Origin of the sequence: Nocardia sp. NPDC006630 (assembly GCF_040611495.1) — a bacterium.
Taxonomy (GTDB): domain Bacteria; phylum Actinomycetota; class Actinomycetes; order Mycobacteriales; family Mycobacteriaceae; genus Nocardia.
The window spans coordinates 708,802-729,285 of record NZ_JBEXOK010000003.1; the positions used below are offsets into that span (position 1 = coordinate 708,802).

Here is a 20,484-nt window from a genome sequence, read left to right on the forward strand (position 1 = left end):
ATTCCATGCATCTTTACGGAATCCATACGGCGTGCGCACCGGTTCGTCAGGATTTCCCGCTTAGGCTCAGCCACCGTGGTTTCACCGATCGATGTCGCCAAACGACTTGTTCTCGGGCGACCGTTTCGCAGCGATCGACTCGGCGAGACACTGCTGCCGAAACGGCTGGCCCTGCCCATTTTCGCCAGCGATCCGCTGTCGTCGGTGGCCTATGCGACCCAGGAGATCCTGCTCATTCTCACCCTGGGTGGGCTGAGCTATCTGCATTTCACGCCATTGGTGGCCGGTGGCGTGGTCGTGCTGCTCGCGGTGGTGGCGCTGTCCTACCGGCAGGTGGTGCAGGCGTACCCCTCCGGCGGCGGCTCCTACGAGGTGGTGGCGGAGAATCTGGGCGCACTGCCCGGTCTGGTCGTGGCGGCGGCGCTGCTGGTCGACTACGTCATGACGGTGGCTGTCTCGGTCGCGGCCGGTGTCGACAACATCATCTCCGCGGTCCCGGACCTGAATCCGTATCGGGTCGCGATCAATCTCGCCTTCATCGCCTTCCTCACGGCCATGAATCTGCGCGGCGTGCGCGAATCCGGTCGACTGTTCGCCATCCCCACCTACGGATTCATCATCGGCGTGCTGGTGCTCATCGTGTTCGGGTTCGGCGAGATGCTGCTCGGCCACACCCCGGTCGCCGAGAGCGCGCACTATCAGATTCATGCCGAGCAGGTCGGACTCTCCACCGCCGGTCTGGCCTTCCTGCTGCTGCGCGCCTTCTCCTCCGGCTGTACCGCACTCACCGGCGCGGAGGCCATTTCGAACGGTGTGCCCGCCTTCCGGAAACCCAAGGCGCTCAATGCGGCCCGCACCATGACGGCCATGGGCGTCATCGCCATCGTCATGTTCACCGGTGTCACCGCACTGGCCATGATCACCAAGACCAAGGTCACCGAGAATGCCTGCGATCTCATCGGTTTCCCGGGCGACTGCCACAACGACGCGCAGAAAACCGTCATCGCGCAGATCACCGCCGCGGTCTTCGGCGGGCACAGCATCATCTTCTACTACCTCATGGTGACCACCGCGCTCATTCTCGTGCTGGCCGCCAATACCGCGTACAACGGCTTCCCGCTGCTGAATTCGATTCTGGCGCAACGCCGCTATATGCCGCGGCAGTTGCACACCCGCGGCGACCGGCTGGCCTTCTCCAACGGCATCATCCTGCTGGCCGTCGTCGCCGGGATTCTGATCTACGCGTTCCATGGGTCGACCACGCGGCTGATCCAGCTCTACATCGTGGGGGTGTTCACCTCCTTCACGCTGTGCCAGATCGGCATGGTGCGGCACTGGAACCGCGAATTGCGTTCGGAGCAGAGCAGAGCGGACCGCCTGCGCATCCACCGTGCCCGGGCCATCAACGCCTTCGGCGCGTGCTTCACCGGCGTGGTGCTGGTGGTCGTCATGGTCACCAAGTTCACCCACGGCGCGTATCTGGTGGTCATCGCCATGCCGATTCTGGTGGCCATCATGTGGCTCATCCACCGGCACTACACGGCGGTGCGGGCCGAATTGGATATCGACCCGGACGATCTGGAGACCCTGCCCGGCCGCGTGCATGCCCTGGTGCTGGTTTCGGGCTGGCACAAGGCGACCCACCGGGCCATCCAGTTCGCCCGCGCGACCCGGCCGGACACGCTGACCGCCGTCACCGTCAATGTCGACGAGTCCGATACCCGCCGGCTAGCGGACGCCTGGGATCGCAACCATGTGGGCATCCCGCTCAAGGTCATCGAATCGCCGTATCGCGAGATCACCGGCCCGGTCGTGGAGGAGATCAAGCGCCAGCGCCGATCCCGCCCGCGCGATGTGGTCAGCGTCTTCATCCCGGAGTACGTGGTGGGCCGCTGGTGGGAGAACCTGCTGCACAATCAGAGTTCGCTACGGCTCAAGGCGCGGCTGCTCTTCGAACCGGGCGTCATGGTGACCAGCGTGCCCTTCCAGCTGCAGTCCTCGCGAAACCGCGACTTCCAGGCGATGGAGCATCGCGCGGGTGAGGTGCGGCGGGGCATCACCGGTCCCGGCGACCACGCCTGAATCCCGCCCTACGCATCGCCGGCGGCGCCCTCGAGATCCGCGCCCCATCGCTGCGACCACTGCCACAGCGGTTCCAGCGCCTGCCCGAGTTCAGTTCCGGCCTCGGTCAATTCGTAGGACTTGTCCGGCTTCTTGACCACCACGCCCGCCTCCTGCAGCCGCTGCATGCGCACCGACAGCATGCTCGACGAGCAATTGCCCATGCGCCTGCGCAGTTCCAGGAAGCCGAGCGGACCGGGTTCGAGTTCCCAGATCACGCGCAGCATCCAGCGCTGTCCGAGCAGGTCCATGGCGGCGAGCAAGGGTGCTGCCGAGTGCTGGGCGCGGCTCTTGCCCACCGCGGGTTGCCTTGCGCTTCTCATTTCGAACTACCATAGTGGTTCTGAATCAGAAGCGTTCGATCAGGGCCGGAAGGACTGGACATGCAGCGAATCGTGTTGGTTACCGGTGCATCTCGCGGCATCGGTGCGGAGACCGCACGGGTGCTGGGGGCACGCGGGGACCACGTGGTCGTCAACTATCGGGAGAAGCGCAAGCGCGCGGAAGTGATCGCGGCCGATATCGCCGCCGCGGGCGGCAGCGCCTCGGTGGCCGGTGCGGATATCGCCGACCCGGACAGCGCACGAGCGCTCATCGAATCGACGGTCGGCGAGTTCGGGCGGCTGGATGTGCTGGTGCTCAATGCCTCCGGCGGGCTCGAGCGCGATGCCGCACCCGAGTACGCCATGCGGCTCAATCGCGATGCGCAGACCCGGCTGGCGCGGCTCGCACTCGAACACCTCCCGGCGGGCGGGCGCATTGTCTTCGTCACCAGTCATCAGGCGCACTTCTCCGCCACCCGCCCGGTGCCCACCGGGTATGAGCCGATCGCCGCGAGCAAGCGTGCCGGGGAGGATGCACTGCGTGAGATGATCCCCGAATTCGACAGTCGCGGAATCGGTTTCACGGTCGTCTCCGGCGATATGATCGACGGCACGATCATCGTGCGGCTGCTGGAACGCCGCGATCCGGATGCGGTGACCGCGCGACGCGAACACGGCTCGCTGCCGACGGTCGAGGAATTCGCCACCGCTGTCGCCGATGCGACAACCGCCGATACCGCGCCCGGGCACACCGTGTACGTCGGCGGCCGGGACTTCGCGCTGCCCGCCGCGGAAAACAGCTGGTGAGCACCGCGGCTGCGTGACAGCATCATTCGATGCCGCACCTGGTCCACGTCCTTCCCGCCTTCCTGCTCGCCTGCCTGATTCTGGCCGCGCTGCCCGGCCCCGCCACCGCGCTGTTCCTGCAGCGTTCCGTGCGCGACGGCCGCGGGGCCGGGTTGGCGGCGGTGGCCGGCAATGAGATCGGCGTCTTCGGGTGGACGATGGCCGGCGGCGCGGGGTTGTCCGCGCTACTGATCGCCAACCGCATGCTGAGCCTGGCCATCCACGTCCTGGGCGCGGTGGTGCTCATCTGGCTCGGCATTCAAGCCTGGCGCGGCGCCCGCCGATCCACGGCCGAGGACGCGTTCGGGGCGGCGCTGACCTCGGCGCTGCCGCGCGGCCGCACCCCTGCCGCCGCCTTCCGCGCCGCGCTCGTCTCCATTGCCGCCAATCCGAAGGCCGCCGTCTTCGGGCTGACGATTCTGCCGCAATTCCTGCCCAGCGACGGCCCGGTGCTGACCACCGTGGTGGTGCTGGCGGTGATTCAGCTCGTCATCGACACCCTGTGGTGTGTGGGCGTCGTACTGGCCGCCGAGCGGGCGGGAGCCTGGTTGCGGCGCACTGCGATCCGGCAGCGGGTCGAGCGGGCGCTGGCCGCCGTACTGTTGGGGCTGGGCCTCGGTCTCGCGGCCGAGGCGCGCTGAGCCGACCTCGGACAGCCGGGCGCCTTCGGCACGGGCCTATGTTTGTGGGTAACCGCGGGTTCGAGCGGGCACTACGGCGGCGAGGAGGTGCGGGCATGGTCGACGACGTCGGCAGGAGCTGGAACGATCCGCCCACACTGCGGCGTGCGGTGCGCTATGTGGTGGCGGTCCTGATTCTCACGGGCATGGTGGTCGCGCTGGCCCTGGTGTGGGCCGCCTCGCGACCGCAGTGCCTGAACGCCTCGCTGATGTGCGATTCCGCCGCACGTCTCGCCGTCGCCCTGGGACCGGCCATTGTGCTGCTGCTCGGCGGTCTCGGCGCGTTTGTCATCACCTTCCAGGAATGGCGGGCGGCGCGGCCGTGGACGATCTGGCAGGGCGCCGGGTGGTTCCTGTTCACCACCATGGTCATCTATCTGAGCATCGCGGGCGGCGCGGGCTGATCCAACGGTTCACACCGGGCACCTCCGTCGGTTCACACCGGGCACCGCGGCGTTCCCTCCGCGGACACATCGTGATGGTCGAACGGCGTGCCCCGAATCCCGACCCGCGCGGCCAGGAATCGGGCGACGCGAATATTGCGGTCCCAGAACGGATCCACGCGTTCGGCCCGGCGGATCATCCGGCGGCGAGCGCCGGGCAGCTGATCATCGAGGGCGCGCAGCCGCACGGCGGCGGTGGTGACCACGCCGGTCGCGGCGGACCAGGGCTGCAGCGGAACCGACCGCAGCGGCGTATCCGCCAGCAGCGTCCGCACCAATGGCTGGCCGCTGTAGTACGCGAACACACCCAATGCCGGTGCGGTAGCCGCGATCTGGACGCGACCCAGGAGTGACGCCGGATTGAATCCGCGCGTTGCGGCGCCTGCCATATTCGCCGTCCGCTCCGGTGCGACCCCGGCGGTGGCCACCATATAGTCCACCATCTCCATGCCCTCGGCGGCCGAGCGCGGAATCAGTTCCTCGGCCACCCCGAAGCAGTAGGCGATATAGGCCCAGTAGTGCATCACCGCATCGAGTTGCCTTGTGCTGCAGCGCCGTCCGTGCACGTGGTCGAAGCACATCGGGGTCAGCCCGAAGGTGACGGCCGCGCCCATGGTGGTGGCATTGGAGATGGGATTGCCGTGCCGCGCGAAATGCTCGTCACCCCAGCGCCGGCGCAGCATGGCGCGGACCTGCGCGTGCATGAGCCGCACCCGCACGGTGTCGTGCAGAATCGGCGAGCTGCGCTCCAGGGCGCCGGGTGCGGTGACACTGCCGAACCAGACGGCGGATTCGAGATTGCGGCGGTAGGGGTCCTTGACGAAACGCCCCGTCTCCCCCACCGCCGAGGCCACCTCGGCGCCGACGAAGGTACCCATGAAATCCTGTACGCCCATGGCCATCTTCCCGGCCGTGGAGACATTGATCCAGAGCCGGCGGCCGTACTCCCACAGGTCCGGGTCGTACCAGTCCGGTGGATTGTCGATGCGCGCAAAGAGATTCACCAGCTCCGCCGGTGGATCCTCGACACTGTCGATGCCGTGCGCGAGCGCCTGGTTCAGCATGCGCCGACCACCGGCGGTGCCGAGTCGCCGGAAGGCCGCGACCACCTCGTCCATGGGTTCGTCGCCCTGCCACAGATGGTCGGCCATGAGCCGGGTGCGCGGCGTCTGCAGGGGTTCCAGGCGCACCTCCAGCCATGGTGACAGCATGGATTTGCGCGGCTCGAACCACAGTTCCGAGGCGACCGCGCGGGGCGGCGGCGGGCGCAGCGGCATGCCGGGACGGTAGTAGTAGTCGTACGGATGTCTGCCGTCGACGGGCTGAACTTCGGTCAGTGACTGCATAACTCTGGACACCTTCTGCTCTAGAACCCGGTCAGCTGACGGAATGTGGTGGCCGCGCCGCCACCCGGATCGGCGTGGACCGGGCAGTAGTGCTTGGGATCGGCGCGGTGTTCCGGTGCGGGCCACAGTGATTCGGGCGCCTCCGGTGGCGGCATATCAGGGGGTCGCTTGCCCGCCACCCGGCGGCGGGCGGCGCGCACGCGCGGGGCGGCGTACTTCACCTCGTCCGGCGTCACGCGGTTCAGCGCGGATATCGCCCGGCAGAGCCGATCGAAGAGCCACTGATCACGATCGGTCCAGGGGAAGCCCATGGTGTCGCGAATGGCCGGATCACACAGCCCGACGGTGATGAACTTGACCAGGCCCGCTCCGGCCGGGCGAATCGCCTTTTCCCACAGCGGCTCCGGCAGTCGCCGCAGCACCGGGAACGGTGGCACCGGCGCGGTATCGATGAGGTTGTACACGTCCCATGCCGCCGGTGTCGGTTCCAGGGTGTCGCGGCACATATCGCGCCAGTAGCGGCGGAAGTCGTTCCAGGACTGCGGCACCACCCGCATGCTCATGCCGTACATCTCGTACCACTGGTAGTGCTCGCGCCAGAGCTGTTCGCGCTGCGGACCGGTCAGGCCGCCCATGAAATGTTCCGCCGTGCGCAGCGTCTGCATGAAGAACACCGCGTGCGCCCAGTAGAAGGTGCCCGGGTCGAGCGCGTGGTACCGGCGGCCCTGCGCGTCGACGCCCTTGATCTCGCGGTGGTACCCGACGATCTCCTGCGCCGTCTGCCGCGCCCGCGGGCCGTCGAAGACAACGCCGAGGATCGGGTAGGAGGAACGCAGGACACGCTGATAGGGCTCACTCCCGATATCGGAGTGGAATTCCACGCCCGCACCGAGTCCGGGATGCATGTTCTGCACCATACCCATGAAGAATCCCGTCGGCCCGTAGTAGAGCGAGCCGAAGATCTTCCACGTCAGCGAGTCCGGTCCGAGCGGCCTCGGCTCGGGATGGGGCTCGTGCGAAACCGCTGCTTGTGACACCATGGCCACAGGCTGACACGAATAATTACTCGCATTCAATTCGCATTCCCAACCGCTGCGGAAACGCTATGCCACCGAAACGCACACCCCCGAAATCACCTGCCGCACCCCGGAAATCGCCGCAGCAGCAACGCTCGCGCGCCATGGTCGAGCGCATTGTCGACGCAGGTCAGCGGGTGCTGATCGCGCACGGATACGACGGCGCCTCGACCAATCGGATCGCCGAGGCGGCCGGCATCAGTCCCGGATCGCTGTACCAGTACTTCCCGAACAAGGATGCCGTGGTGGCCGCGGTGATCGAGCGCTACACCACCGAGGTCGCCGATCGCATTCGCACCCGGGTGGTGGCCAATATGACCCGCAATCCGGAAGTCGCGGTGCCGGAGACGATTTCGGAGTTGCTCGATGCCCTGGGCACACACCGCGAACTGCTGCGAGCCGTGGTCGAACAGACGCCGCGACTGTCCTCCGGCGCGACGGTCGTGGCCTTCGAACAGCAGATCGGTGAGCTGGCGCGGCTGGCCCTGTCCATGCACGCCCGCGCCATGCCCGCCGAGGTGGACTCCGATGCGGCCGCCTGGATGCTGGTGCGGGTGGTCGAACATCTGACCATTCGCTACCTGCTCGACGATCCGCCGATCCCTCGCGACCGCTTCCTGGCCGATATCACCCGGCTGGTGCTCAACTACTTCCGGGAGCCGTTGCCGCGAGCGTGATGCGAGTATTCGGGCAGGGCGAGCAGGAGATCCACCGCGCGGGCGGCACTCTGCGCCGCGCTCTCCATGGTGGCCGACCAATCCGTGCGGGTCCAGTCGCCCGCGAGCACCAGGGTCGGCACCGAGGTGCCCTGCCCCGGCCGCAGCCCATCCGTGCCGACCACCTGTGAGAAGGTGGCGCGCGGCATCGGAACCACCTGGGCGTGCAGCACTTTCGCCTCCCGGGCGGCCGGATAGTAGCGGCGCAGCAGCGCCAGCTGCTCGTCGACGACCGCATCGTGCGGCTTGTGTATCTGCTCGTAGGCGCCGCTGGTGGTCAGGCAGTACAACCACCCGTGCTCGGTGCTGCGGCCGTGCATGCGCTGCCGATCGAAGACCTGGTCGACGACCTCCGCGCCGCCGATGAGCGCCTCCATGGCGCCCTCGGTGCCGAGCGGGCGATCCAGGTACAGATTGGTGCTGACAATCGGCGTGTAGCCCAATTTGTCGGCGGCCGCGTAGATCTCGTCGTGCTCGGGGAGCTCGTCCAGCAGGCCGCCCAGATACGAGTTGGGGACCGCGCACACCACCGCATCGGCGGGCACGGTATCGCCGTCGGCGAGCGTCACCCCCGTGACCACACCGTCCCGAATATCGATATGCCGTGCCACCGCACGGTATTTCACCGCCACGCCGTACTTCTCGAAGATCTGATGCGCGCCGGTGACGAACAGGGTGTCGAGATCGGTGGTGGGGTAGCCGATGGAGACCGGCCGTCTGTGCTTGATGCCCAGGCGAATTCCGGTGGCCAGCACATCGGCGAAGACCTTCGCCGACTCCTGTCGCACCGGTTCGGCGGCAATGCCCAGCGCCAGCCAGTCCCACAGCGCCACCCGCGCGGTGGCGGGCATGCCGAGCCGCCGGAACCATTGATCGGTGGTGAGATCGGCCAGATCGCCGGGCTGATGCAGGCACTGCCAGCCCAGGCGCGCGGTGGCCAGCGCCGCCCGGGCCCGGTCCACGGGGCCGGCGTCGGGATGCGCACCCAGCAGTGCGCGCAGCGCCTGGAAACCCTTGGTGCCCATGGTTGTCGCGCGCCCGCCCGGCCAGCGCAGCACGCCGCTGTGCGGGAATTCCACGAATTTCCGGGTGCCGACACTGGTCAGATAGCGGAACAGATGGTCGTAGCCGCTGGCGATCACATGCTGGCCGTTGTCCGGAATATCGTGCAGGGTGGCGACTTCCAGGGCATGGGTGCGCCCGCCGAGCCGTCCGCGCCGCTCCAGCAGCGTGACCTGCTTACCGGCCTCCGCCAGCCACACCGCGGAGGCCAGCCCCGCCAGTCCGCCCCCGATGACCACATACCGCCGCGGATCGTTCATGCGCGCTCCCGTAGCCGAAACCTACAGAAGGGAAGGTACGCCCGCCGCATCGACGGGCGTACCTGATTCGCCCGAAAAGCGAGGTGGAGCAGCCGTTTACGCGCGCTTACGCGACAGCACCGGATACGCCGCGCAGACCAGCGCACCCCACACGACACCGACCACGATGGCCGTACGGCCCGAATCGGTGAAGAACAGCAGCACCACGACCAGCGCCAGGAAGGCCAGGGCCAGTAGCGAAGTCACCGGTGCGCCCGGCAGGCGATAGTCGCTCGCGGGGAGCAGTCCGGCTTTCACGCGGGCGCGATAGATCAGGTGGCAGACCAGAATGATGCCCCACACGAAGATGATGCCCATGGTGGAGACCGAGGTGACGTAGCCGAAGGCCTTCTCCGGGGAGAAGTAGTTCACCGCCACGCCGATCACCATGACCGCCGCCGATACCGCGATACCGGTCGCGGGCACCGACCGGGTGCTCAGTGCGCCCAACTTGGCGGGCGCCTCCTCGCGCTGCGCCAGACTGCGCAGCATGCGGCCGGTGGAGTAGATGCCCGAATTGCACGAGGACAGCGCCGCGGTCAGCAGCACGAAGTTGATGATGGCTGCCGCGCCCGGAATGCCGATCTGCTCGAACACCTCCACGAACGGACTGCGCCCGGCATGGAAATTCCGCCAGCTGGAGACCGACATGATGACGATGAGCGCGCCCACGTAGAACAGGCCGATGCGGAACGGCAGGGTATTGATGGCCTTGCGCAGGGTGCGCTTCGGGTCGCGGGCCTCACCGGCGGTGACGCCGACCAGCTCCACACCGACATAGGCGAAGACCACGATCTGCAGCACCAGCAGCGCCTGCCCGAAACCGTTCGGGAACACACCGCCGTCGTTCCACAAATTGGCGGGCGTCGGATTGACGGCATGGCCGAAGTGGAAGATGAGCACGCCGATGCCGATGGCGATCATGGCGACGATGGCGGTGACCTTGATGATGGAGAACCAGAACTCGCCCTCACCGAACAGCTTCACCGACACCAGGTTCAGCCCGAACATAATGCCCAGCACCACCAGCGCGGTGACCCACTGCGGGATGTCGAACCAGTACTGCACGTACTTGCCGGCGACGGTGATCTCGGCCATGCAGGTGCTCACCCAGACGGCCCAGTAGGTCCAGCCGGTGGCGAAGCCGGCGAAGCGGCCCAGGAATTCGTTCGCGTATTCGGCGAAGCTGCCGGTGACCGGGCGGTAGGTGAGCAGCTCGCCCAGCGCCCGCATGATGATGAAGATGGCCAGGCCTGCGACCAGGTAGGCGAGGATGAGTGCGGGGCCCGCCTGTGCGATCGCCCCGCCTGCGCCGTAGAACAGCCCGGTGCCGATGGCACCGCCGATGGCGATCATCTGGATGGTGCGCGGTGACAGTCCCCGGGCGTAGCCCTCGTCCCCGGGTAGTTCGGCCGATTCGATCGGCGTCTGTCTCTCAGAGGCTGTCATGTATTCCTTCCACGTGCGTGCGGCCGCACCGCATCCCGGCCGTCATCGGCACAGATGCGCGGGCCACGCCGAGCTTGCCGGCGGATTGCCGTGCTCGAGCCAACGGCGTGTCACGCTACCGGAGACGTAGTGGCCGTCACAGTGGGCCGGTCGTGGAACTACTCGCCGGTAATGTCATCGACGAGCTCGACACCGGTGACCACCTCGGTCTCGATGCGGATCAGATGATCCATCGGCATGGTGATCCACGAATCGATGAGGGTCTCGTAGCGCTGCACCTGTTCCGGATCGGTGATCACGCGCGCGACCCCGGTGACGATGACGCTCCAGCCGCGGCGGGTGTGCTCGTCGAAGTCGTCCGCCTCGTACGCGACGACCTGCCCGTCACCACCCAGCAGACTCGCGCCCAAATTCGCGCGCACCAGCACCGCATCCTCTTCGACGATGTGGTTCACCGGCCGAATGATCGGAATTCCGCGGCGCGATAAAACAATTCGCCCGTACTGCGCGCCGGCCAACCGCTTCAGCGAATCGGCAGCCGAGAGCTCGCGCAGCTTTCGTGCCCCTTCGCCGCCCATCCCTCCAATTGTGGTCGATCTCCCGGAGTTTCGCCAATTGTGTTGCCGCAAGCGGGTGTTCGCAAGTCCACTCAGCGCAGCGGCGGCACGTCGACCTGCGCCGGAACCTTGTCGGTGCGCAATCCCTTCCAGCTCGGCATACGCAGGCGCGCACCGGAGAATTCGCGATACTCGACGTCTCCGACCAGGATCGGGTCCACCCAGCGCCAGCCCGCCGCGACGGCTTCGGGCGGTGGTTCGTCGAAAGCACTTGCCGAGGTTTCGATTTCGCCGAGAGTGGCGCGAATGATGCGGCGGGCCGCCTGGGTGAAGCCGGTACCCGCATTGCCGATGTAGACGAAGCGGCCGTTCTCGTCATAGGCGCCGAGCACCAGTGAACCGAAGGTGGATCCCATCGCGCCCGCACCTGGCGTCCAGCCCGCAACCACCGCCTCGGTGCGCTGCCGCAGCGGCGTCTTGATCCACGCGGGCGATCGCCGCCCGGGCAGATACACCGAATCGACACGCTTGGAGACGATTCCCTCCAGCCGATGCTCCAGCGCCACCCGCTGCAATGCCTGCGCATCGACCTCGATCCAGTGCGGCGGCGCGGACAGCGGGGCGGCGAAGTCCACTTCGGCCAGCCGTTTCCGGCGCTCGAGATACGGCTCCGGCATGGTGTCGCGAGCGCCGATGCGCAGCACATCGAAGGCGAAGAACTGCACCGGGACCTCCGCCACCAGCTGCTCCCCGGGCAGCGCGACATGCATGCGGCGCTGCAGCCGCCCGAAGGACGGAGCGCCATCAGGTTCCTGCGCCACGATCTCGCCGTCGAGTATCAGATTTCCGTTCCCCGACAACACTTTCAGTGCGGCGACCACCTCGGGATAGGAACCGCCGACGTCATTGCCGTTGCGGCTGTAGAGCCGGCACTGCCGGGCCTCGCACACCGCGATGATCCGCACCCCGTCCCACTTCATCTCCACGGCCCAGCCGGCCGCATCCGGCGGCGCTCCCCCGATCGCCAGCATGGGCGCGGGAACACCGGGGAGCGGCCAGGGCACGGTGCGCCGCTACCCGTGTAGACAATCGGGCAAAAAAGACATGGCGATAGTTTGCCAAATAATTGCCAATACATATCGGCGGCTCGCCGCGCCATTCCGATTCAGTTGTCACCCAGAAAGTTTCACGGGTCCTAACGCAACGGCGCAGGCCGGTGGCGGCCGCGATCCATGTTGTGCGAGTTACCGGAATATCGCGTAATTTACGTTCCGTGGCTTTTCCGAGTGGGCGTTCGGCTCCTATCACAAACCGTTCATTGGGCAGGCTGCTGCCATGGCGCGGGAGATCAGCGCGGTAGCCGACGTCGAATTCCACCCGGGCGCACAGGCGGTGAACCTGCTGCGCACCGGCTCTCGGAGGGCTGACACCGAGGCCGCTGCCGACGCTTGCCGGCGGGCGGTCTCATTGCGGACCCTCGCACACAAAGTGATCTGCGTCACAGTGACTTTGATTCGTTTCAACTATCAAGACAGATCAAGGCGCAATCCGATCCCGGTGGCGGCAGTGGCTCCGAGCAGGGCGGTACTGCCTGAACTCCGAACTCGAGACTCGACCACGGGCGTATGCAATCATCGCCGAGTGTCGAATCTCAAGCTTGTTTGTCTTCCGTTTGCTGGCTCCGGCGCTTCGTTCTTTCGAAACACGAAGTCCCCGGAAGGGATCGATCTCCTGCCGATCCAGCTGCCCGGTCACGAGGAGCGGTTCATCGATCCGCCTTTCGTAGACGTCCGGACGGCGGCCGCCGAGGTTGCGGACTACGTGCGGGCAGAGAGCGACTCGGACAGCCGAATACTGGTCTTCGGCCACAGCATGGGAGCAATTCTCGCTTTCGAGACGGCCCTCGCCCTCGGGGCCATGGTCGATCACGTTTTCGTGAGCGGGTCGCCCGATCCCTGGCATCCGCGCAGCGAGCGCGCCTCGACGCTGACCGACGAAGAGTTCATGGCGAAGGTGGAGGCTTTCGCGGGTTACACCCATCCCGCACTCGCCAATCCGGAAATGCGACAGCTGATTCTGCCCATCCTGCGGGCCGATGTGCTCATGCACGAGTCGTATATCGCCGGTAGCGGCACCGTCATCGATGTGCCCATCACCGCGCTGCGCGGAACCGACGACGCCCTGGTGTCGGAGGCCGATATGCTCGGCTGGCGCAATGCGACCACCAGCAACTTCTCGATCGAGACGGTCCAGGGCGGCCATATGTACCTCGCCGACCGGCTCGAGGAGACCCTGGAGTTCATTGCGGAAACCACGCGTATCTCCCATGGCAAGTGAGGATCATCTAGTCGCGCTCGTCACCGGCGCGGCACGCGGGATCGGGCGGGCCTGCAGCGTTCGACTGGCCGAGGCGAATATGTCTCTGGTGCTGATGGATATCGGCAAGGACGCCTCCGAGGTGCCCTATTCGCTGGGTTCGGAGAGCCAGCTCGAACACACCCGGCGACTGTGCGTCGACATGGGCGCGAATGCCGAAACAGCCACCGGTGATGTGCGGAATATCGGTGATATCGACGAAGCGATGCGGCTCGCGATGCAGCGCTTCGGGCGGCTGGACGTTGTGGTCAACTGCGCCGGGATTGTCAGTCCCTCCGGCAGCAGTGTCGAGGAGGTGACCTCCGACGACTGGTCGACCATGCTCGATATCAATCTCACCGGACCATTCCAGGTCCTGTCCGCGGCCGCGCGAATAATGAAGCAGCAGGGCTCGGGCAGCATTATCAATATCGCGTCCACGGCCGGCCTGGTGGGATACCGGCATTTCGCGGGATACGTGGCCTCCAAGCACGGATTGGTCGGATTGACCAAGGCCGCCGCGCTGGATCTGGCTCCCCACGGAATCCGCGTCAATGCGGTGTGCCCCGGATCGGTCCATGACGCACCGGAACTCGAAGGAAGAATGCTGCGCGAGGTGGCGAACGCACTCGACCTGAACGGCGACCACGAGCAGATGTTCCTGCGCGATCAACCCTCCAACGCGCTGGTCGCCGCGGAGGACATTGCCGAGACTGTCGCGTGGCTGGCTTCCAGCAGAAGCCGGAGCGTGGTCGGTTCGATCGTCACCGTCGACGGCGGCTTCACCTCTCGTTAATCGGCCCTCGGACAGAAGCTGCAGTCATGAAAACAATGCACGACGTCACCGATGACGGACTCGAAACCCCCTCGCACCCGGCCGGAATCGCGGTCCGCGTCTCGACGCCCGGCGGTGTCGACGCCCTTGCCGCCCGGTGCGCCGAAGCGCTCGGCGGGGATCCCGAAACCATCGGAATCTGGTATCAGAGCGCCCCTTTCGACTCCGCGTCGAATCCGGCGGACAGAATCGTGCGCCAGCAGCGGGCACATCCGCTGGCCCCGGGGCTGCGGGCCCGGCTGACCTGCACCAGTTATCTCGGCGGTGTCACCGATATGGTGCTGCTGGCGGACGGTGACCTCAGCGGTGTGCTCGCCGAGTTCGATCGCGCCGGCGCACGGTCGTTACCGGCCCTGCCCGACACGTCCGACGCACTGGCCGGCGCGATCGACATCGAATTCGGCGAGGCGTACCAGACCACCGAATTGGCTGCTGCGGCCGTCATTGTGCTGGGCCGATTCCTGGATACCGCAGCGCTCGCGGTCGATCTGGCGACTGCTGACTTATTGCTGCGGTCACCCGCCGCCCGTGCGCGAATGTTCTCCGAATCCGGTGCCGGCACTTGCGAATTCGGAGTGCACGGTTCGATCGGGGACGTCGTTTCTCAGCTCTCGGCCGCCACGCCGGAGGCAACCGCGGCAGGGCCGGAATCCGACCACGGCCTGCGGTCGGTGCGGATCATCGATTACACCGACGCGCCAGGCGTTTTCCTTCCGAAGCCGGCCGCATCGCACGACTTCGACATCGCGATCCATCCGACGTCCGATCCCGGCATCGCCCGGGTACTGCTGCGGACCCGGTCGGAGGAAGCGGCCGAGTTCATCCATCAGATCGCGCAGGTGCTCGGCTTCGTCTACGCGCAGATCCAGGCGAAGGGCCCGGATCTGCGACTGCTCGATATCGCCTACGCCGATGTCCCGGAATCGATCTCGGTCGAGGCCGTACGCGCCCCCGGTGCGGGTGGCCGAATGGAACAGCGCATTGCCGCCCATGCGGCCGACCGCCCCTCCTCGACCGCGGTGCTGGACGCGACCACGTCGACCTCGTTCGGAGAACTCGAGGCGCAATCGCAGCGCATCGCGGCGGGGCTGCTGCAGCTCGGGGTGCTCCCGGGTGACTTCGTGGTGGTCGCGGCGGCGAAATCAGCGACGCTCTTCGCCACCATGCTGGGCATCTGGAAGTGCGGCGCGGCCTACGTTCCCGTCGATATCGAATTCCCGATGGAACGGCTGCGATACATCATCGAGGACTCCCGTGCGCGGGTGGCCGTGGTCGAGCCGCAGTTGCTCGGCGCGGTACCGGATTCGGCTCGTGCGGTGGACATTTCGGCCCTGGCAACCTCGGAGACATCCGATGCCGCACTGCCGCAAGGATTGTCGGAGAACGCACCCGCCTACGCGATCTACACCTCGGGCACCACCGGCCGGCCCAAAGGCACGGTGATCGCGCACCGCAGTGTGCTCGCCCTCATCGACGCGCTCACCGAGCAGTTCTCGCTCTCGGAGACCGATGTGTGGAGCGCCTTCCACTCCCCCGCGTTCGATTTCTCGGTCTGGGAGATCTGGGGCGCGCTGGCCACCGGCGGCGCGGTGGCCGTGGTGCCCAAGAGCGCGGCGCGCGATCCGCGGCAGTTCCACGAGCTGTTGCGCGGTGCCGGTGTGACGGTGCTGAACCAGACGCCGTCGGCCTTCGCACACCTGGTGAGTTTCGATGCGCAGGCGCCGCTGCTCGACACGGTCCGGTTGGTGATCCTGGGCGGAGAAGCCTTGCAGGCCGGCAGTTCCGCCGCCTGGCTGGACCGCTACCCGGCAAATCGCTGCCGGCTGATCAATATGTACGGCATCACCGAGACCACCGTCCACGTCACCGTGCAACCGGTCACCAAACACACCACACTGCGCGCGCCCCGATCGGTGGGGCATGCCATCGCGGGTTGGCACACCACCGTGCTGGGTCCGGATCTGCGGCCCGCTCCCCCGGGCTTTCCGGGTGAGATCGTCGTCGCCGGTGCCGGTCTGGCGCTTTACTATTCGGGAAAGCCCGCCCTGACCGCGACGAAGTTCGTCGCGGGCCCGGACGGACAGCGCTGGTACCGCAGCGGCGATCTCGGACGCCTCCGCCCCGACGGCACGCTCGAACATCTCGGCCGCATCGACCACCAGGTCAAGATCAACGGCTATCGCATCGAACTCGACGAGATCCGCAACTGCCTCAGGCGCCAACCCGGCGTCCGCGACGCGATCGTGGTGTGCCACCGGGCCGAAGGCCAGTTCGCCACCACCCGCCTCGATGCCTACCTGGTCGGCGACGAGCTGGATCTGCCGGAACTGCGCGGCGCGGTCGCCCGCATGCTGCCCTCGTACATGCGGCCCGCGTTCTACACGGTCGTGGACAAGATTCCACTGACCACCAATGGAAAAGCCGATATCGCACGCCTGCCGGCGCCGGACAGCGGTCCGCACCAGGCCGATTCGGCACCCGAGTCCGAGCCCGCACCGGAAACCAGCGGGACACAACCGATTCTCACCAAGGTGTGGTCCTCGGTCCTGGGCGTGGAGCCGAGCGCCGACGACAACTTCTTCCTCTCCGGCGGAAACTCACTCGCGGCCATCCACCTCAGCACCGAGCTCGGCAAGAACGCGGTCCCCATGCCCCTGAGCATGGTGTACCAGTACCCGGTGTTCAAGGACCTGCTGGCCGCCATCGGCGAAAAGGCGCACTGAGCAGGGACGACGTGCCGGGCAGACCCCGGCACGTTTGGACCTGATCGCTGCGGTTACTCCGAAAAGGAGACGCTGGAGCATCGGCGTGCCCGTCTACAGCGAGGAAGTGTCATGGTCATTTCCGATCTGGTTCTGCTCTTCGCCGGCATCCTCTTCCGCATGGGGGTTCGGTAGACCCCGGCGAGACCCGTTGCGGGCAAGGGCGGACAACACCGCTTCCTGCACGTTTGATGTTGCCGGGAGCGGGAATTGCCGCCCTATGTTCATCATCATCGGGCTCGTCGTCCTCATCGGCGCTGTGGTGGTCGGGGTTGCCGGCATTGCCGCCAACAGCGGCGAAAATCATCTGATTCCAGGCGGTTTCACCGTCTTCGAGCACACCTATGCCGGATCGTCCGGCCTGTTGTTCGCCTACGGCATCCTGATCGGGGCGATCGGCACCTGTGGGCTGATCATGCTGCTGGCCGGGACGTGGGCCACGTCCCGGCGCGGGGTCGCGGCACGCCGCGATCTCCGGAACTCGCGTCGCGAAATGGCTGCGGCCCGGCGCGAACTGACCACCAAGCCGGTACCGGAACCGCAGCCGCCCAAACGATCTGCCCTGCCGGCGGATCCGAAGAAGGCGGCCGCAGCAGCGCCGTCGCAGCCGACCTGGTCCTTCAACCGGTTCATGAACCGCTCCACGCCCGCGAAGCCGGCTACTTCGCTCTCCAAATCGAAATAGGAATTAGTCATGATTGCTCTCGGTATTGTTCTGCTCGTCATCGGCTGGCTGGTCGGCATCCCGATCGTCACCACGCTGGGAATCATCGCCATCGTCGCCGGTCTGGTGCTGTGGGCACTGGGCTCGATGGGCCGCCCGGTCGGCGGCAGGCGCTGGTATTACTAACTGTCTCTGAGTAATGCTCGCGGACCGCCGCGGGGCCCATCCACTAGCTTGAAACCTATGACGGTGACGGTGCTGGTTCCGGATGACTACGGCCTCGCGGCGGTTTCGCGTCTGGAGGGCGTGCGGGCGTTGCGCTTCCGGCTCGGCGAGCCGCTGCCCGCGGGGGCCGATGAGGCCGAGGTGCTGGTGCCCGGTTTCCTGGTCGGCCCCGAAGCGGTGCAGATGACCTGGGCGCTACCGAAACTGCGGCTGGTGCAGCTGCTGACCGCCGGTGCGGAGGCCTGGGTCGGGAAGGTGCCCGCGAGCGTGCAGGTCTCCATCGCCCGCGGAGCGCACGGGGCGAGCACCGCCGAATGGGCGATCACCGGATTGCTCACCGTGTACCGGGAATTCATCGGGTTCGCGACGGCGCAGCGGGAGCACCGCTGGACGCAGCATCAGACGGACACCTTGTCCGGCAAGCGGATTCTGATCATCGGCGCCGGCGATCTGGCCGCGGAACTGCAGCGCAAACTCGCACCGTTCGATGCCACGAGCGTCCTGGTCGGTACGCATGCCCGCGAGGGAGTGCACGGTGTGGACGAACTGCCGCAGCTGCTCGGCGATTTCGATGCTGTGGTGCTCATGGTGCCGGTGACCAGTAAGACCATCGGCATGGTGGATGCGGCCTTCCTGGCCCGCATGGCCGACGGCGCGATTGTGGTGAATGCCGCCCGCGGCCCGGTGGTGCACACCGATGCGCTGCTGGCCGAGCTCCGAAGCGGCCGTCTGCGTGCCGTTCTCGATGTCACCGATCCGGAGCCGCTGCCCGCCGGCCATCCGCTGTGGGACGCGCCCGGCTTGTTGCTCACCCCGCATGTGGGCGGCAGTAGCCGGGGCGCACAGGAACGTGGGTGGGCGATTGCGACCCGCCAGATCGGCCGCTATCTCGCCGGGGAGGCGCCGGAGAATCTCGTGCACGGCGAATACTGATCTCCCCCGGATGATCTCGCCGGCGGCTACAGCGAATCCTTGCCGATCGGCCGATTCAGCAGGCGCCACTCCCGCTCCCAGCGGGCGCTACGCCGCGAATCGAGCACGGCGGCGGTGATCCACACCGATGCGGCAGTGGCGCACCAGCTTTCGACCAGGATGGCCAGCCCGGTGCCGACTCCCTCGGCCGCGGCCGAACCCGGTCGCGCCGGAGCCGTGGCCGGATTTCCATCCGGTCCGATCCACAGCGCGGTGGTCGACCCCGACAATTGCGGTTTCGGAAGCTCGATGGTGGCGGTCCTGGCGTGCGCGTCGAACATGAATTGCACGGGCACCTGGTATCGGTCCGGCTGGGCGCCATAGTGATCCGCCGTCGGCAGCAATTGCGCATCGGCGGTGAGCGTGGCGGTCACCTGCGTCTTGCCCGCGTCCTGTGCGGCGATCCGCGCCACCGCGCCGGTATAGCTCACGGTTCCGATGGCGCCGGAGATCGGCACGGCCACCACCACGGCCAGCACCGCCAGCACCCGCACCAGGACCTCGAACCGATCCGAAACACGCATGAGCGGATTGGGGTTCCACGGTCGAACCCGCCACACCCGCACCACAGCTGAAGGACCCTCCGGCACCTGGACCACCTCCCTCCACGGCGCCACTGCACCGATGTCATCGGTAGCAGTACCCGTTTAAATACCCCTTGAACAGCCATCTGTCCAGCGGCAATCTGGCCACAACGGTTGGCAGGCGGCGTGTCTAGGCCGGCGGCGTGGTCCACAGGGCCGGTGCGCAGCGGGCCGGGCCGAGGCGCGGCACGCTGGTCACCGCGATACTGATGCGCGTAATACTCACCAGCGCACCGAGAGTCACCGGCAGGATGACCAGATCGCGAGGAGCCTCGGCGAGCAGGGTCATCAGGGTGATCAGCAGGGTTCCGTCGATGAACACCGATACCGTCGCGGTGACGAGTAGCGCCCTGGCGGCCAGTCGCGTCGGGATGCGCACCACGCGGCTCGCCCGGCCGGTGGACGCGATGGCCAAGGCGGTGCACGGTACGCCGACGACAACCGCGAAGCCCATGAGTACCAGGCCGGCGATCGTCAGCGACCGCGGTACCGCACTGAACGAACCCAGGAGCGCAGCGGTACCCCACAGCACACCGATGACCGGCCCGATCGCGGTGAACGTACAGCCGTAGCGGTGAATCCGCTTGGAGGACAGCACCGGTACGAACTCGGCGGCGATGACCGTCGGACCGCCGAATTCCTCGATGGCGGCGGTACTTGCTCGTTCCAGCGAAAGCCCCTGCGCGCGATAATGTTCCACGGCGTCGTTCAACCCGTCGCCGATCTCGGCGAGGATCGCCTGGCGTTCCCACCAGGTGCCCGACAACCGCGTACCCAGGTCGTCGAGATAGTCGTCGATCACAGTGCGGGCCAAGGCTCTTCCCCCATGACAGCGTTCCCCTCCATCAGAGCGCCGACCGCGGCGACGAAGTCCCGCCAGGACGCCCGCTCCTGTCCGAGCTGCCGATGCCCGGCAGCACTCAGGGTATAGGTGCGCCGCTGCCGGCCACCCTCCCTGGACCACGCACCGTCGATCAGCCCCGCCTGTTCGAGCCGATGCAGGGCCGGATAGATGGTGCCCTTGGGCAGATCGAAACGGCCGCCGGTGCGAGTGCGGAGGGCATCGATGACGCCGTAGCCGTGGCGCGGTCCGGCGGCGAGCACGGCCAGGATCATCCCGTCCAGGTGCCCTTTCAGCACTTCTGCACTCATGGGTAGCAAGCCTACCC

21 protein-coding genes are annotated in these 20,484 nt (G+C 66.8%); 11 read left to right on the top strand and 10 right to left on the bottom strand.

Annotated features, from left to right (window positions below):
- The first annotated feature begins 75 nt into the window (after positions 1–75).
- On the top strand, positions 76–2,082 hold the full coding sequence (locus tag ABZX86_RS11410; protein ID WP_355122428.1) for an APC family permease: 2,007 nt from the start codon (positions 76–78) through the stop codon (positions 2,080–2,082).
- Between the two features lie 8 nt (positions 2,083–2,090).
- Here the strand turns inward: ABZX86_RS11410 and ABZX86_RS11415 are convergent, their stop codons facing one another.
- Positions 2,091–2,444: a helix-turn-helix domain-containing protein gene (locus ABZX86_RS11415; RefSeq protein ID WP_355122430.1), complete on the bottom strand. Its 354-nt coding sequence runs from the start codon at positions 2,442–2,444 to the stop codon at positions 2,091–2,093.
- A 60-nt stretch (positions 2,445–2,504) separates the two neighbouring features.
- Here ABZX86_RS11415 and ABZX86_RS11420 point away from each other — a divergent pair, with 60 nt between their 5' ends.
- The 3 genes from ABZX86_RS11420 to ABZX86_RS11430 all read left to right on the top strand — a co-directional run bounded on the left by ABZX86_RS11420 (position 2,505) and on the right by ABZX86_RS11430 (position 4,374).
- Entirely contained in the window at positions 2,505–3,251 is a 747-nt protein-coding gene (locus tag ABZX86_RS11420; protein ID WP_355122432.1) for an SDR family oxidoreductase, read from the top strand.
- A gap of 29 nt (positions 3,252–3,280) precedes the next feature.
- Positions 3,281–3,931 (top strand): LysE family translocator, encoded by a 651-nt coding sequence (locus tag ABZX86_RS11425; RefSeq protein ID WP_355122434.1) that lies wholly within the window; start codon positions 3,281–3,283, stop codon positions 3,929–3,931.
- 95 nt (positions 3,932–4,026) lie between these two features.
- Positions 4,027–4,374, top strand: a complete 348-nt coding sequence (locus ABZX86_RS11430) for a hypothetical protein (protein ID WP_355122436.1) — start codon at positions 4,027–4,029, stop codon at positions 4,372–4,374.
- Positions 4,375–4,406: 32 nt separating this feature from the next.
- Here the strand turns inward: ABZX86_RS11430 and ABZX86_RS11435 are convergent, their stop codons facing one another.
- Both ABZX86_RS11435 and ABZX86_RS11440 read right to left on the bottom strand, forming a co-directional pair.
- Positions 4,407–5,759 carry an oxygenase MpaB family protein gene (locus tag ABZX86_RS11435; RefSeq protein WP_355122438.1) on the bottom strand — a complete coding sequence of 451 codons (1,353 nt, stop codon included), beginning with the start codon at positions 5,757–5,759 and terminating at the stop codon, positions 4,407–4,409.
- Between the two features lie 20 nt (positions 5,760–5,779).
- Positions 5,780–6,799 carry an oxygenase MpaB family protein gene (locus ABZX86_RS11440; RefSeq protein ID WP_355122440.1) on the bottom strand — a complete coding sequence of 340 codons (1,020 nt, stop codon included), beginning with the start codon at positions 6,797–6,799 and terminating at the stop codon, positions 5,780–5,782.
- Positions 6,800–6,864: 65 nt separating this feature from the next.
- Here ABZX86_RS11440 and ABZX86_RS11445 point away from each other — a divergent pair, with 65 nt between their 5' ends.
- Positions 6,865–7,512 (top strand): TetR/AcrR family transcriptional regulator, encoded by a 648-nt coding sequence (locus tag ABZX86_RS11445; protein ID WP_355122441.1) that lies wholly within the window; start codon positions 6,865–6,867, stop codon positions 7,510–7,512.
- Here ABZX86_RS11445 and ABZX86_RS11450 read toward each other — a convergent pair.
- From ABZX86_RS11450 to ligD, 4 genes are all read right to left on the bottom strand, one after another.
- Positions 7,482–8,873 (bottom strand): FAD-dependent oxidoreductase, encoded by a 1,392-nt coding sequence (locus ABZX86_RS11450; RefSeq protein ID WP_355122443.1) that lies wholly within the window; start codon positions 8,871–8,873, stop codon positions 7,482–7,484. The genes ABZX86_RS11445 and ABZX86_RS11450 overlap by 31 nt on opposite strands.
- A gap of 96 nt (positions 8,874–8,969) precedes the next feature.
- Complete coding sequence (locus ABZX86_RS11455; RefSeq protein WP_355122444.1) at positions 8,970–10,361, bottom strand: amino acid permease; 1,392 nt, start codon at positions 10,359–10,361, stop codon at positions 8,970–8,972.
- Positions 10,362–10,519: 158 nt separating this feature from the next.
- Positions 10,520–10,939: a pyridoxamine 5'-phosphate oxidase family protein gene (locus ABZX86_RS11460; RefSeq protein ID WP_355122446.1), complete on the bottom strand. Its 420-nt coding sequence runs from the start codon at positions 10,937–10,939 to the stop codon at positions 10,520–10,522.
- A 71-nt stretch (positions 10,940–11,010) separates the two neighbouring features.
- Positions 11,011–11,982 (bottom strand): non-homologous end-joining DNA ligase, encoded by a 972-nt coding sequence (ligD, locus tag ABZX86_RS11465; RefSeq protein ID WP_355122448.1) that lies wholly within the window; start codon positions 11,980–11,982, stop codon positions 11,011–11,013.
- A gap of 271 nt (positions 11,983–12,253) precedes the next feature.
- Here ligD and ABZX86_RS11470 point away from each other — a divergent pair, with 271 nt between their 5' ends.
- The 6 genes from ABZX86_RS11470 (at position 12,254) to ABZX86_RS11495 (ending at position 18,692) form a co-directional block, all read left to right on the top strand.
- A complete protein-coding gene (locus ABZX86_RS11470; protein ID WP_355122450.1) occupies positions 12,254–13,255 on the top strand; it encodes an alpha/beta fold hydrolase in 1,002 nt (333 codons plus the stop codon).
- Positions 13,245–14,069, top strand: a complete 825-nt coding sequence (locus ABZX86_RS11475; RefSeq protein WP_355122452.1) for an SDR family oxidoreductase — start codon at positions 13,245–13,247, stop codon at positions 14,067–14,069. The genes ABZX86_RS11470 and ABZX86_RS11475 overlap by 11 nt, the downstream gene beginning before the upstream one ends.
- A gap of 26 nt (positions 14,070–14,095) precedes the next feature.
- Complete coding sequence (locus ABZX86_RS11480; RefSeq protein WP_355122454.1) at positions 14,096–16,831, top strand: non-ribosomal peptide synthetase; 2,736 nt, start codon at positions 14,096–14,098, stop codon at positions 16,829–16,831.
- A gap of 259 nt (positions 16,832–17,090) precedes the next feature.
- A complete protein-coding gene (locus ABZX86_RS11485; protein WP_355122456.1) occupies positions 17,091–17,555 on the top strand; it encodes a hypothetical protein in 465 nt (154 codons plus the stop codon).
- A 9-nt stretch (positions 17,556–17,564) separates the two neighbouring features.
- Entirely contained in the window at positions 17,565–17,720 is a 156-nt protein-coding gene (locus ABZX86_RS11490; RefSeq protein ID WP_355122458.1) for a DUF6131 family protein, read from the top strand.
- A gap of 57 nt (positions 17,721–17,777) precedes the next feature.
- Positions 17,778–18,692, top strand: coding sequence for a 2-hydroxyacid dehydrogenase (locus tag ABZX86_RS11495; protein WP_355122460.1), 915 nt, complete (start codon positions 17,778–17,780; stop codon positions 18,690–18,692).
- Between the two features lie 26 nt (positions 18,693–18,718).
- On the opposite strand, the gene ABZX86_RS11500 is transcribed toward ABZX86_RS11495, so the two are convergent.
- The 3 genes from ABZX86_RS11500 to ABZX86_RS11510 form a co-directional block, all read right to left on the bottom strand.
- Positions 18,719–19,321, bottom strand: coding sequence for a hypothetical protein (locus tag ABZX86_RS11500; RefSeq protein WP_355122462.1), 603 nt, complete (start codon positions 19,319–19,321; stop codon positions 18,719–18,721).
- Between the two features lie 124 nt (positions 19,322–19,445).
- Complete coding sequence (locus ABZX86_RS11505) at positions 19,446–20,129, bottom strand: permease prefix domain 1-containing protein (RefSeq protein ID WP_355122464.1); 684 nt, start codon at positions 20,127–20,129, stop codon at positions 19,446–19,448.
- Complete coding sequence (locus ABZX86_RS11510; protein ID WP_355122466.1) at positions 20,114–20,467, bottom strand: helix-turn-helix transcriptional regulator; 354 nt, start codon at positions 20,465–20,467, stop codon at positions 20,114–20,116. The genes ABZX86_RS11505 and ABZX86_RS11510 overlap by 16 nt, the downstream gene beginning before the upstream one ends.
- Positions 20,468–20,484: the final 17 nt, after the last annotated feature.

Coding starts and splice junctions, on each gene's coding strand:
- ABZX86_RS11480 (WP_355122454.1), top strand. CDS start 14,096: ATGAAAACAATGCACGACGTCACCGATGACGGACTCGAAACCCCCTCG.
- ABZX86_RS11485 (WP_355122456.1), top strand. CDS start 17,091: ATGTTCATCATCATCGGGCTCGTCGTCCTCATCGGCGCTGTGGTGGTC.
- ABZX86_RS11445 (WP_355122441.1), top strand. CDS start 6,865: ATGCCACCGAAACGCACACCCCCGAAATCACCTGCCGCACCCCGGAAA.
- ABZX86_RS11430 (WP_355122436.1), top strand. CDS start 4,027: ATGGTCGACGACGTCGGCAGGAGCTGGAACGATCCGCCCACACTGCGG.
- ABZX86_RS11415 (WP_355122430.1), bottom strand. CDS start 2,444: ATGAGAAGCGCAAGGCAACCCGCGGTGGGCAAGAGCCGCGCCCAGCAC.
- ABZX86_RS11495 (WP_355122460.1), top strand. CDS start 17,778: ATGACGGTGACGGTGCTGGTTCCGGATGACTACGGCCTCGCGGCGGTT.
- ABZX86_RS11475 (WP_355122452.1), top strand. CDS start 13,245: ATGGCAAGTGAGGATCATCTAGTCGCGCTCGTCACCGGCGCGGCACGC.
- ABZX86_RS11460 (WP_355122446.1), bottom strand. CDS start 10,939: ATGGGCGGCGAAGGGGCACGAAAGCTGCGCGAGCTCTCGGCTGCCGAT.
- ABZX86_RS11490 (WP_355122458.1), top strand. CDS start 17,565: ATGATTGCTCTCGGTATTGTTCTGCTCGTCATCGGCTGGCTGGTCGGC.
- ABZX86_RS11435 (WP_355122438.1), bottom strand. CDS start 5,759: ATGCAGTCACTGACCGAAGTTCAGCCCGTCGACGGCAGACATCCGTAC.
- ABZX86_RS11455 (WP_355122444.1), bottom strand. CDS start 10,361: ATGACAGCCTCTGAGAGACAGACGCCGATCGAATCGGCCGAACTACCC.
- ABZX86_RS11510 (WP_355122466.1), bottom strand. CDS start 20,467: ATGAGTGCAGAAGTGCTGAAAGGGCACCTGGACGGGATGATCCTGGCC.
- ABZX86_RS11425 (WP_355122434.1), top strand. CDS start 3,281: ATGCCGCACCTGGTCCACGTCCTTCCCGCCTTCCTGCTCGCCTGCCTG.
- ABZX86_RS11420 (WP_355122432.1), top strand. CDS start 2,505: ATGCAGCGAATCGTGTTGGTTACCGGTGCATCTCGCGGCATCGGTGCG.
- ABZX86_RS11470 (WP_355122450.1), top strand. CDS start 12,254: ATGGCGCGGGAGATCAGCGCGGTAGCCGACGTCGAATTCCACCCGGGC.
- ABZX86_RS11450 (WP_355122443.1), bottom strand. CDS start 8,873: ATGAACGATCCGCGGCGGTATGTGGTCATCGGGGGCGGACTGGCGGGG.
- ABZX86_RS11440 (WP_355122440.1), bottom strand. CDS start 6,799: ATGGTGTCACAAGCAGCGGTTTCGCACGAGCCCCATCCCGAGCCGAGG.